The organism is Spirosoma flavum (genome assembly GCF_042686045.1).
Classification (GTDB): Bacteria; Bacteroidota; Bacteroidia; order Cytophagales; family Spirosomataceae; genus Spirosoma; species Spirosoma flavum.
The window spans coordinates 896362-908816 of the sequence record NZ_JBHUOM010000001.1 but is presented as its reverse complement, the minus strand read 5'-3'; the positions used below and the strand labels follow the sequence as shown (position 1 = coordinate 908816).

8 protein-coding genes are annotated in these 12455 nt (G+C 48.7%); 3 read left to right on the top strand and 5 right to left on the bottom strand.

Annotated elements, in window-relative coordinates; genetic code table 11:
• Positions 1 to 89: 89 nt before the first annotated feature.
• Positions 90 to 953, bottom strand: a complete 864-nt coding sequence (locus ACFS25_RS03630) for a polysaccharide deacetylase family protein (protein ID WP_381497040.1) — start codon at positions 951 to 953, stop codon at positions 90 to 92.
• 234 nt (positions 954 to 1187) lie between these two features.
• Positions 1188 to 2120 carry a polysaccharide deacetylase family protein gene (locus tag ACFS25_RS03625; RefSeq protein ID WP_381497039.1) on the bottom strand — a complete coding sequence of 311 codons (933 nt, stop codon included), beginning with the start codon at positions 2118 to 2120 and terminating at the stop codon, positions 1188 to 1190.
• A gap of 545 nt (positions 2121 to 2665) precedes the next feature.
• Here ACFS25_RS03625 and ACFS25_RS03620 point away from each other — a divergent pair.
• Positions 2666 to 4135, top strand: coding sequence for an amidohydrolase (locus tag ACFS25_RS03620; RefSeq protein WP_381497038.1), 1470 nt, complete (start codon positions 2666 to 2668; stop codon positions 4133 to 4135).
• Between the two features lie 139 nt (positions 4136 to 4274).
• Complete coding sequence (aspS, locus tag ACFS25_RS03615; RefSeq protein ID WP_381497037.1) at positions 4275 to 6044, top strand: aspartate--tRNA ligase; 1770 nt, start codon at positions 4275 to 4277, stop codon at positions 6042 to 6044.
• 87 nt (positions 6045 to 6131) lie between these two features.
• Here aspS and ACFS25_RS03610 read toward each other — a convergent pair whose 3' ends face one another.
• On the bottom strand, positions 6132 to 6794 hold the full coding sequence (locus ACFS25_RS03610; protein ID WP_381497036.1) for a Rossmann-fold NAD(P)-binding domain-containing protein: 663 nt from the start codon (positions 6792 to 6794) through the stop codon (positions 6132 to 6134).
• A 58-nt stretch (positions 6795 to 6852) separates the two neighbouring features.
• Positions 6853 to 8340 carry a sulfatase family protein gene (locus tag ACFS25_RS03605; RefSeq protein ID WP_381497035.1) on the bottom strand — a complete coding sequence of 496 codons (1488 nt, stop codon included), beginning with the start codon at positions 8338 to 8340 and terminating at the stop codon, positions 6853 to 6855.
• 220 nt (positions 8341 to 8560) lie between these two features.
• Here ACFS25_RS03605 and ACFS25_RS03600 point away from each other — a divergent pair, with 220 nt between their 5' ends.
• Complete coding sequence (locus ACFS25_RS03600; RefSeq protein WP_381497034.1) at positions 8561 to 11542, top strand: sialate O-acetylesterase; 2982 nt, start codon at positions 8561 to 8563, stop codon at positions 11540 to 11542.
• Positions 11543 to 11578: 36 nt separating this feature from the next.
• Here ACFS25_RS03600 and galU read toward each other — a convergent pair whose 3' ends face one another.
• The gene (gene galU, locus ACFS25_RS03595) at positions 11579 to 12445 is read right to left on the bottom strand and encodes a UTP--glucose-1-phosphate uridylyltransferase GalU (RefSeq protein ID WP_381497033.1); all 867 of its coding nucleotides are present in this window, start codon (positions 12443 to 12445) and stop codon (positions 11579 to 11581) included.
• Between the last annotated feature and the right edge of the window lie 10 nt (positions 12446 to 12455).

Below are 12455 nucleotides of genomic sequence, written 5' to 3'. Positions count from 1 at the left end.
TGAAACCTTGAACTGTTTCAGGAATGAGCGTTCTTTTTTTCTTAATGAAATTTACCTACAAGAGCCTAACTATCACATTATTATCTCATTTACTTCGTTAAATCGTTGTAGCCAATTAGCTGAATCCCTTTGGTCTTGATTAGCTCTTTAACGCGTTGGTTAGTCCATGTATCCGTTACGCCCTGACGATCAGTAGCTACGTTTTCATAGCCAATATGATGAATGGCCCGTATCTCCGGTGTATCGAGTCCGGGGTGATCTACAAAGATGTATGTTTTTCCTGGTTCAAGACTTTCGAGCATCTTCGTAAAGCTTTGCAGTTTCTCTTCAGACGTTACATGTTCCCCCACATAGCCAGCAACCGTAACCCCAGCCCCTTTAAGACTCATGTCATACTGCTGGATATGATATTCCTGCACCAATTTTTCAACGAGCGCGCTTACCTCATCAGTCAAACCTGTACAGCCCATATGCCCGGAAATATGACTAATCCGTGGAATTTTCTTTAGCGCAAGTTCTATCTGAGCGCGAAACTCCTTTTCGACATCGGCTAATTTCCAGTCATTTTCTACCACCGACCGCTTAGGGTAATTCTTGTTTGGACGAAGCATCGGGTAAAAATAGCCATCGGCATCCCGCAAGCTGGGACAGTCCGAAAGAGGACGCCACTTAATATTATCCCACTCGCTGGTCAGCGTTAAATGAATACCGACATCGGCAGTAGGTATTTGCTCTAGCATTTTAACGGCTTCCGGAAACCACGGCGAGGGGACAAGTACTTCGATAGATTTCTCAATACCGTCTTTATAGCATTTCAGAATAGCTTCATTGCCTGCGTGAGAATAACCCATATCATCACCCCGAATTATTAGCCGGGGAGGAGTTGATTGGGCTTTAGCGAAAAACAGGCTCGAAAAAACAAACGCCAACGTAAGCAGAGCTTTACTAGTCATTAGTGGTAACGGAAATAAGTTATTAGTTCGATAAATAAAGTCTCTCTGTTTTGACTACTATTGATTTGACCCCGCTGGGGTCGAATCAATAACCTGACGCATTTATCCACAGGACAAAACGTTTATTAACAAACGCGTCCTGTTCAAAAAAATACTGTGATAAACACGGAGCCAGGCTCTCAAAGCGACAAAAGCGGCTCGAGCCGCTTTTGTCATTCAATCCAAAAATCAGAATTATTTATCATCAAAGCTTTGAATCATATTCCGGTAAAACGTTTTGGCTTTCCACTGACCTCCGGCAATAATACGCCGGACTGTATAAAGTGGCATACTGTCATCGCGTTTATCAGCCAGCGTGAAAGCAGCCACATAGCCATGTTTTTGTAATTGGGGCAGGGCTTCCTTATTCCACAGGCCAAAAGGATAGGCGAAGTAATTCACGGGTTTGCCGATAATGCCTTCCAGCTTTGTTTTTGGTTCTTCAACCTGAATTTTCCAGTCTTCACCCTGGTATTTTTTCACGTTGTGGTGATCCCACGTATGCGCACCAATGGCATGTCCTCTATCCGACAGATCTTTAATCTGCGTCTTGTCCATGTAAGGCTGTTTTCCATGCCGACCAATAGCAACGGTCATGATAAAAAACGCGCCTTTAAAGCCATGCTTTTCGAGTTCGGGAGTCGCCACCGTATATTGGTCCAGGTCGCCATCGTCAAAGGTAAGCATGACAGGCTTTTTGGGCAGTGATGCGCCAGTGGTTAGATAAGCATACAGTTGGTCGGGCAGAATAGTGTGATAACCACTGTCGGCCAGCATCTGCATTTGCTCCTTGAAGGCGGCCACTGGAATAATGTAATCCTTCGACGTTTTGGAATCACTGGCACGCCAGTCGCGAATCTGATGATAGCACAGGACGGGTACTTGCGGACGTGCCAGAATGGTGGCGGCATCAGCAATTTTACCAGCTGGAATTGAACTTGGATCCGGGGCCGTAGCCGTTTCGGGGACTTTATCAGCCGACTTTTCGGCAGTAATGTCGGTTTTCACCGAATCAGCCGTGGTTTCGGTAGTCCCGGAACCTTTTGACTGGCAACCCGTCAGGCCATTAGTAACTAAAACAGATAGGCCAAAGGCCGCTACAAAAGAGAGTGTTTGACGACTAAACATAATAGATGAATATGCCCCAAACTTAATGAAAACTCCGCAGGTACCGATAGAAACTTAGGGAACAGAATCAAAGTTTATGCTAATTATATCATACGTACCGTCTGGACCCATCGTTTACGCTTTCCAGATGACGAAAATAATTTTGGGCCAATGTTCTAGTTGACCCTAAACCGTTTCTCCCTAAACATTCCGCTCAAATCCAGCATTTTCTGGGGCATGGCGTCTACATTGATCACACCTTGACGCGGGCAGTGAACGTAGCGTCTGTTAACCGGGCAATTTCACTCAAACGCGAAGATCATCTGGTTCAAGTTGGCCATAAGAAGCTTATTCTCTGATGTATGACAATAGGCAGGCCATCAATAATTTGCCAATCGAACAGAACTGGCTGCTGACAGCGCAGGTAGCTAATCTGCTTCGGTCAGGTTGGTAATTACAGAACAAAATTGAGCAGGCATCTGGAATGTATGACCCATCAAATTGTCTACCTCCCCTTTTTCCCCTATTTTTATCGGTTTACAACCCAATTGTCAGAATACAATCCCATGAAAACACAATTCCTCACAGTATTCCTTCTGCTGCCGTTGCTCACCATAGCACAGCCCAAGGCAAAGAAAGTCGGGTCTTCGGCTGTCGACCCCGACAAAAAAACCATCATTGATGATTTAAATAAGCGGTTGCCCGAATATGCCGGTATTTCAAAGCAAATCTGGGACTTTGCCGAGCTGGGTTACATGGAAGAGAAGAGTTCCAAACTTCTGGAAGAGCAGCTAGTCAAAGAAGGCTTCGACGTAAAAACGGGCGTAGCTGGCATTCCAACAGCGTTTGTTGCTACCTATGGATCAGGAAAACCTGTCATTGGTATTCTGGGTGAATACGACGCTCTACCAGGACTGGCTACCGAAGCCAAGCCCGAATTTACGCCCATTCCGGGGCAGAAAGGCGGACACGGCTGCGGCCATAATCTCTTCGGGACAGCGTCTATGGCGGCTGCGGTTGAAGTAAAAGACTGGCTCAAAAAATCAGGTCATTCCGGAACGATTAAAATTTACGGCTGTCCGGCAGAAGAAGGCGGTTCGGCTAAAGTATATATGGTGCGCGAGGGATTGTTCAACGATGTAGATGTGGTGTTACATTGGCACCCCGGTGCACAGAATGCGGCTGATGCTGGTACGTCGCTGGCCAACAAGAATGCGAAGTTCCGATTCAAAGGTATTGCCGCTCACGCAGCGGCCTCGCCCGAGCGCGGTCGGTCGGCGCTGGACGGTGTCGAAGCGATGGATTATATGGTTAACATGATGCGTGAGCATATTCCATCCGACACCCGTATTCACTATGTCATCACTAAAGGTGGTGACGCGCCTAATGTGGTTCCAGCCAATGCAGAGGTGTATTATTACGCCCGTAACAAAGACCGGTCGGTGGTGCAAAGTGTCTGGAAACGTATCGAAAATGCGGCTGAAGGTGCTGCTAAAGGAACGGGTACTCAGGTAACGTGGGAAGTATTGGGCGGTGTTTATGATTTGCTGCCCAACGTAACGCTGGCCGAAGTAATGCACCAAAATCTGACAACCGTTGGGGGCGTAACCTATACACCCGAAGAAACGGCTTTCGCGGAGAAAATCAGTGAGACGTTTGGCGACCAGAAAGTGCCCGTCACCAATGCAGCTCTGGTAAAAGATTTCCGCGACGCATCAGAAGGAGCCATTAGTGGTGGCTCGACCGATGTGGGCGACGTGAGCTGGACAGTCCCGACGGTTGGCTTATCAACGGCTACCTGGGTACCGGGTTCATCGGCCCATAGCTGGCAGTCAACAGCCGCGAGTGGCATGAGCATTGGGCAGAAAGGCATGATTGTGGCCGCCAAAACGCTGGCCATGACAGCACTGGATTTATACAAAACGCCCGCCCTCATTGAAAAAGCCCGTGCCGAATGGGTAAAGAAACGCGGAGCCGATTTCAAATACGAAGCCTTGCTTGGCGACCGAAAACCAGCGTTGGATTACCGGAAATAACCTTGCCCGTTGCGGTCTGAGTCTGTACCTTTGCGGCAGAATTTAAATGAGTGGGTGATTGAATGCGTAAACAGCTGAACGAATCCCATCGCACCAGCAATTCACGCATTCAGTCACCCACTCTTTCGCTCTTTAACTAATGCTTCGGACACACACTTGCGGAGAACTCCGCCTTACCGACGACAATACTACGGCCACGCTCTGTGGTTGGGTTCAGACTATCCGCGACAAGGGTGGCGTATTGTGGATTGACCTCCGCGACCGCTACGGTATCACGCAGCTTTTGCTTGAAGATGGACAAACATCTGCCGAACTTTTTGCCATCTCCCGTTCGCTCGGTCGCGAATTTGTTTTGAAGGCGACGGGAACCGTGATTGAACGGAAATCGAAAAATCCGAACATTCCAACGGGTGATATTGAACTGAAAGTAACGTCTTTAGAGATCCTGAATCCGGCTAAAGTTCCGCCTTTTCTTATTGAAGACGAAACCGACGGGGGCGATGATATCCGCATGAAATATCGGTATCTGGACTTGCGCCGGAACCCCGTTCGGCGGAATCTCGAACTGCGTCACCGCATGGCCCAGCAAACACGGGTGTATATGGACGGCCAGGACTTTATTGAAGTCGAGACACCGGTTCTGATCAAATCGACACCCGAAGGTGCGCGGGATTTTGTGGTACCAAGCCGCATGAATCCCGGCGAGTTTTACGCCCTGCCGCAGTCGCCCCAAACATTTAAACAACTACTGATGGTATCAGGTTTCGACCGCTATTACCAGATAGTGAAGTGTTTCCGCGATGAAGATCTCCGCGCCGACCGTCAGCCAGAATTTACGCAAATCGACTGCGAAATGTCATTTGTGGAGCAGGAAGATATCCTGAACATGTTCGAAGGTTTGGTGCGGCATCTGTTCAAAGCCGTAAAGGGCATTGACATGGCCGAGGTGCCACGCATGACCTATGCCGATGCCATGAACCGCTACGGTTCCGATAAGCCCGACACGCGATTTGGGATGGAATTTATTGAACTCAAAGGCACCTTCGATACCATTGATATGACATCGGGCAAGGGCTTTAGTGTCTTCGATTCGGCGGAGCTGGTCGTGGGTATCAACGCACCGGGTTGCGCCCATTATACGCGCAAACAACTCGACGAACTCACGGATTGGCTCAAACGCCCACAAATTGGCGCAAAAGGACTAATCTACCTTCGCTATAACGAAGACGGAACGCTCAAATCTTCCGTAGATAAATTCTACTCCGAAGCCGACTTGAAAGCATGGGCTGCGCACTTTGGCGCAAGACCCGGCGACTTGATGTTAATTGTTTCGGGCGATTGCGGTAAAGCCCGTAAGCAACTGAGCGAGTTACGTTTAGAAATGGGCAGCCGGTTAGGACTGCGTGACCCAAGCGTGTTCAGTGCCTTGTGGGTGCTCGATTTTCCGCTACTCGAATACGGTGAAGAAGATAGCCGCTGGTTTGCCATGCACCATCCATTCACCTCGCCTAAGCCGGAGGATATTCCCCTATTGGACACTGATTTGGGTTCCGTTCGGGCTAATGCCTATGACTTAGTGATCAACGGTACCGAAGTTGGCGGAGGATCGATTCGGATTTTCAACCGCGACTTACAGGCCCGTATGTTCAGCATTCTGGGTTTCTCAGACGAAGAAGCCAAAGCGCAGTTCGGGTTCCTGATGGATGCATTCGAATTTGGTGCGCCCCCCCACGGTGGTATTGCCTTCGGCTTCGACCGGTTGTGTTCTCTATTCGGTGGTGCCGATTCGATTCGTGATTTCATTGCTTTCCCGAAAAATAATTCGGGCCGCGACATCATGATTGATTCACCTTCGCCGATTTCGCAGGCGCAGTTAAATGAATTAAAAATCGCAACGGTAGCGAAGTAAAAAATAACAAAGAACCACGGAGCACGCAGAAATCGGGTAGTTATACCGGCTGTGTGCTCCGTGGTTCTTTTATTAAACTACAGTATATCAGGATTTTGCCAGGGCCACAATATCCTTTACCTCCAGTATTGGTTTTTCGTATCCTTTCTTCACGACGTTGATCATAGCGATACCTAGTTCAGCCAGAGTCGAAACGAAATTGGGAAAAAGAACCCGCATCACCGGGTAAGCCCAAGAAACATAGTGATAATAACTCAGCGTATTTTTCATTCCCTCTGTTGAATGCAGGTAGCCCGGTCGAAACATATAGGCTGCCTTGAAGCCCAGGTCCATCAGGTGATTTTCCGTTTTCCCTTTTACTCTGGCCCACATACTCCGGCCGTGTTCGGTGCTATCCGTTCCCCCGCCCGATACGTAACAGAAAATCATATTCGGGTTTAGCTTTTGTAAGGTACCAGCCACAGCCATCGTTAAATCATACGTCAGTCGGCGATACTCGTCTTCCTTCATGCCGACCGATGAGACACCCAAACAAAAGAAGCAGGCGTTATAATTTCTCAACTGCTCTTCAATGGGCGAAAGGTCAAAAAAATCGGTGTGCAGGATCTCGGTTAGTTTAGGGTGCGACACGCCACCGGGCTTCCTGTTAATCACTAAAACCCGCTCAACATCGGGGTGACGTAGGGCTTCGTGCAAGACACCTTCACCAACCATGCCAGTAGTTCCGGTTATGATAACACTGATTTTCATAGGGTCTATTTTTCTAATGAAGCGTTTTTTTACGGCTAAAATTCCCTTACTCAACCGTTCATTTACTCACCCAGGGGTCACGGGTTTGCTGTTGAAAATGCTTTAGTTTGGTTTTCATTCTAGCCAACACATCCCGATAACGTGAATTACCAGCTAAATTCTGCACTTCGTCGGGATCAGTTTGAAGGTCATATAATTCAAATCGCGGACGATGTAAATAAGCCTCCACCGTTCGTTTACCGAATCGCGTTTGTTTCGTTCGAAGTAGGTCCTGCCACGTAAATGAATTATACAAATCGAAGGCCATTGGGTACGGAAGTGCGTGAGCAATATTAAAAATCAGCTTGTACCGACGTTCACGTAGCACCCGCATTGGATAGTACATAGTTATCTCGTGCAGCGAATGAGAGGCATATATCTCATCCCAACCAGTAACGCCCTCCTGCTCAATGATGTCCTTAAAGGAGCGGCCTTGTTTCGGCATATTATCCAACCAGACACCGGCGAAATCCAGGAGCGTGGGCGTTATATCGACCCATGAAATCATAGCGTTCTGCACAAATCCCGGCTTTTTTGGTTTGGGTAATTTAATAATACAGGGCAGCCGTATACCCGGTTCATAGACAGTCGTTTTCGACCCAGGGAACGGAGCCCCATTGTCCGACAGGTAAATAATCAGGGTGTTGTCGTACTGGCCCGTGTCTTTCAGGTAATCAATAAGGCGGCCAACGCCCTGATCAAGGCGACTGATCGATTCGTAATACTGAGCCAATTCTGCCCGGCACGCTTTCGTATCGGGTAAGTACGACGGTGCTCGAACCTCGCGGGGCTGATAGAAATGGTCACCTACCTGCGGATACCCACCGGGGCGATTGCCAAACAAATTAGGTTTCGACCCATCGAAAATCGGTGACCCATCAGGCGCAACAGTATTGCTACGGTGCGGATCGTCAGTAGCGAAATAGAGGAAAAACGGTTGTGTTGATTTCTCATCCAAAAACGCATAACACTGACGAGCCATCTCCACTGGGCTACGGCCAATAGATGCCGGATCATTAACGCCACCCGCCTTAAGCACCTGCTGAAAATGATAAACTCGCTCTGGGGCCACGTGCAGTTTGCCAATGCGGGCGGTACGGTAACCAGCCTGTTCGAGCAACACGGGCAACGACCGCACGGTATCAAATGAGCTAAAATGATGCGCCTGATGCTCCAGCCCATACATGCCATTAGCGTGATTATGCAGTCCAGTCAGCAATACAGATCGGCTGGGACTGCAACTGGCTGTTGTACAAAACGCATTCGAGAAACGAACTCCATCGGCTGCCAACTGGTCGATATAAGGTGTTTTGATAGCCGGATTTCCATAGCAGCCAACTGCTTCCCGGCCATGATCGTCGGCCACAATCAGCACAATATTCGGGGCCGTACCAGATGAGTGCGATGTTGGTTTGTCTACCCCATGACGATACCCATACATTGACTTACTATACAATGCCAGTAGGCTGAATATACATAACGAAAAAATACTAAGAAATCTATTCATACTAACAAATATGTAAGTCTTACACATATATCCTTTTATAATCATTTTAATGATTTTTGTTTACACCTAAATATATACTCGATACTGTATCAGTATTTATGTTACCATTTATACACATTAAAAAACTATTAGAATATAAAATACCATCATTAGACACAACAACGGGCACAATATTTGTACACATGCTTACTGCTTTATTCAACTATTAATATCAACATGCATGACTTCTCCTTTTCGATGGGTATGGATATGCCTATTTCAATTAGCTCCTTTTGTAGCACTTGCTCAACTTACGATAACCAGTCCGGTTCCACGAATGGTTTTTCAACGCAATTTAGCGAATGAAGCTATCGTAACGGTAACAGGTATGGCCCCGAAGACGGCTACAACGGTTGAAGCTCGTTTTGTGCCTTTAGCCGTTGGACAGGGATCCGTTACTGCCTGGACATCATTACGTTTTTTACCCAACTCATCAGCCTTCCGGGGAAAAGTGACCGTATTGGCAGGCTGGTACCGCTTGGATATCCGGGCGAAAGCCGGTGCAACGCTCTTGGCTCAAACCCAGGTCAACCGGGTTGGAGTTGGCGAAGTATTTGTGGTTGCCGGACAGTCAAACGCCTACGGTGGGTTTCAACGGGTGCCCAGTTCGGTTGAAGACCGCGTTATGTGTATTGATTTTCGGCAGGATAGTCTAAGCGAACAATTACTGCCGCTTCAGTTTAGCCACATCACCTATGGCACCAACATTGGCCCCAGCCAGCCCCCCCACTTATATGGTATTTTGGGGGACAAACTCGTACAACGGCTCAATGTCCCGGTTTTATTTATAGGCGCTGCCTTGGGCGGAACTACCAGTGACCAATGGTATCAATCGGCTTCTGGCAATATAGGTACAACACCAGGACCATCTGTTTATCGGCGGCTGGGAGCTGCCCTGCTGCATTATGTGTCTAGAACTGGCGCACGCGCCGTTCTTTGGCATCAGGGCGAGGGAGATATAAACACCAATACGCAAACGTATTTCAATAATATTAAGTACGTGATCGATAAAAGTCGCCAACAGGTCGGGTCAAAGCCATTGGCCTGGGTCGTTTCCCGGGTGAGTTATATTAGTGGACAAACGAACCCATCTGTTATAGCTGCTCAAAATCAACTCATTAGCACTGTATCCAATGTCTTTGCAGGACCCGCCACCGACAGTCTTACGGGTTATGATAACCGATCGGATAACGTTCACCTTCAGGGAGCGGGTCTATTCCGGTTTACGAATGCCTGGGATCAGAGTCTGTCAAGTTCCTTTTTCCAGAATGCGGTGCCGTTTATGCCAACCGATTCGGCGGCACTCATTACCAGCGGCTACACCTTACCGCTCACACGTCGGCCCGGCGAAACCGTAGCTGTAGCTTCCCTCCGTAGCGATTCACATGAATCGGACAATCAGTACACGGCCCAAATAGTCCGCGTCAGTGATGGGGCAATGGTCTATGAATCTCCCCCAAGCACCGATAATCCCATTCTGATAACCTTACCCTTTACGCTGACCAATGGTCAGTATCGACTACGCACCCGCTCAACCCACCCCGTCATTCTTGGCACTCTGGGCGAGCCGTTCACCGTCAATCAGGATGTATCGCCAAGCCCGCTGTTTCTCATATCTCGTCCACCCGTGAGTAGCGGCACAGCTGATACTATAATCCGTCGATTGGCGTATAGCTATGACTACCCAGCGCATAGCTTTTATGCGATGGTGCAGGCCACGGGCCCTGTAGAGGTTCGACTACAGCGTACTGATGGGGGGAGTTTCAGTGATTCGGGCTGGAATGTTGCACCACCCAGTTCGCAGGCACCTGACTACGAGTCGTTTTCCGATTTCAATTACCTGCGTAATTATCCACCCATATCAGGTGGCGTAGGTGGCGTTGAACCGGGCAAATATCGGTTATCAGTGCGCCGTCAGGGCGATACCGGGGAAGGCTTGTCGTATGAAATGGGGTTAATCAATGGACGTAATATCCTTTATTATCCGATGGAACCCATTATTGGTGCCATTCCACCCGTATTAACGGTCAATGAGCCAGTGGCATCTGTATGTTTGAGTGGAAAATTAACTATAGGCATTACAATATCAGACGGGCCATTGAACAGCGGGAATATTTTTAGCGTTCGGCTATCCGATGTTAATGGCTCGTTCACCAACGAAATAACAATTGGCACGAGTACAACCAGTTCCATCCCCGTCACGTTGTCGCCATCGCTACCGGTCGGAAACAAATATCGTCTACGGGTAGTAGCGAGCAACCCAGCCGTAGCGAGTGCGCCCACCCAACCACTGTCAGTCTGTGCCGGGGGCGCCGATCTCTCTATGTCCATGAGTATCAGCAACCGAACACCGGATACCGGTGAGCCCATCACGCTCACGCTGATAGTAACTAACTCGGGACCATCGGATGCGGCTAACGTAAAAGTCCAAAGTTTGCTGCCCGCTGGTATAGATTTCATCGACGCGACGTCGGCAGCCATCAGTGCAACAGCAAATACGGTCAATATTAACGCTGGCACACTACCTAACGGAGTCAGCCAGCCCTTCGCATTTCGGGTTAAGACCAGTAAGCCGGGCGTGTTTGCCACCTCCGCCCAGATTACAGCCAGTAGTCAATTTGACCCCGATAGCCAGCCAAACTCAGGTACCGGTGATGGACAGGACGACGAAGCTACGGTAGACTTGCGCACGCCTAATGCCAGTGGACCAATTATCGCTTCGCCAAATCCTGGTCAGGTACCACTGCCTACCGTACAGTCGAACCAACCCACTACAGACCCAACCAAAGCCGATTTGAGTTTAGCCATCAGTACCAGCAGTTTGGTCGTTACGCCTGGTCAAGTAGTTAGCGTAACCTTGACCGTCAGCAACCGAGGTGGCGCGACGGCTAACAACGTAACTCCACAAACCCTCTTACCCACCCAATGGCAATTAGCGTCTACGACGGGATTAACAGTTAGCGGTCAAACCGTAACGGGAAATATAGGCTCGATTGCATCAGGTACTACCGGATCATTAGTTCTATCGGTGAGAGTGCCGGGGGCGGGTACATTACGTTCGCAGATAGCAAGTGCTACACCTACGGACCCGGACTCAACCCCCGGTAATGGCTTTATGAGTGGCACAGACGATGAAGCATCAATTAGTATACGAACAAAGTGACGAATAAAGAAGGCCCCGCTTGTTGCGGGGCCTTCTTCATTGTTTCCTGAGAATTTCTTCCAGAAACGTCCGAAACTCGTCGGCAAACTCGGGTCGCTTGAGGGCAAACTCAACGGTTGTTTTCAGAAAATCGAGTTTATTACCAATGTCGTGGCGCTTGCCTTCAATTCGGTGGGCATACACATTCTCACGTTTCAGCAGCAGCAACAGCGCGTCGGTTAGTTGAATCTCGTTGTTCTTACCAACTGGTGTTTGTTCCAGCATCGAAAAAATATCGGGTGTCAGTATGTAGCGACCAGCAATAGCCAGATTCGAAGGGGCTTCACTTAGCGATGGTTTTTCTATCAACGTATCTAATTCCATGATCCGATCGCTCAACGATTTACCCCCTACAATGCCATACCGATTTACCTTATTGTGTGGCACTTCTTCAACGGCAATTACAGAGCAACCATATTGAGCATAGGTATCAATAAGTTGCTGCGTAACGGGAATAACCGAGTCCATGATGGTGTCGCCTAGAAGGACAGCAAAAGGCTCATTACCAACATGGTGACGAGCGTACCGAATGGCATCACCGAGCCCATTCAGTTCACGCTGGCGAACGTAGTGCAGATTGGCCATATCTGAAAGACGGCGCATCTCGTCCAGCAGCAACTGGTCTTCCTTTTCTTCGAGCCGGGTTTCGAGTTCGTAGTTACGGTCGAAGTGATCTTCGATGGCCCGCTTGCCTTTTCCCGTAATAATCAGAATATCTTCGATGCCCGAATCAACGGCTTCCTGCACGACATACTGAATCGTGGGGCGGTCAATGATAGGCAGCATTTCTTTGGGTTGAGCCTTGGTGGCGGGCAAAAACCGGGTTCCAAGACCGGCAGCGGGGATAACAGCTTTTTTGATCATGAGTTTTCGT

What these genes read in the sequence shown, in the direction of transcription:
- ACFS25_RS03605 (WP_381497035.1), bottom strand. Translation starts at nt 8,340, where the DNA reads ATGAATAGATTTCTTAGTATTTTTTCGTTATGTATATTCAGCCTACTG.
- ACFS25_RS03630 (WP_381497040.1), bottom strand. Translation starts at nt 953, where the DNA reads ATGACTAGTAAAGCTCTGCTTACGTTGGCGTTTGTTTTTTCGAGCCTG.
- ACFS25_RS03610 (WP_381497036.1), bottom strand. Translation starts at nt 6,794, where the DNA reads ATGAAAATCAGTGTTATCATAACCGGAACTACTGGCATGGTTGGTGAA.
- galU (WP_381497033.1), bottom strand. Translation starts at nt 12,445, where the DNA reads ATGATCAAAAAAGCTGTTATCCCCGCTGCCGGTCTTGGAACCCGGTTT.
- ACFS25_RS03625 (WP_381497039.1), bottom strand. Translation starts at nt 2,120, where the DNA reads ATGTTTAGTCGTCAAACACTCTCTTTTGTAGCGGCCTTTGGCCTATCT.
- ACFS25_RS03620 (WP_381497038.1), top strand. Translation starts at nt 2,666, where the DNA reads ATGAAAACACAATTCCTCACAGTATTCCTTCTGCTGCCGTTGCTCACC.
- ACFS25_RS03600 (WP_381497034.1), top strand. Translation starts at nt 8,561, where the DNA reads ATGACTTCTCCTTTTCGATGGGTATGGATATGCCTATTTCAATTAGCT.
- aspS (WP_381497037.1), top strand. Translation starts at nt 4,275, where the DNA reads ATGCTTCGGACACACACTTGCGGAGAACTCCGCCTTACCGACGACAAT.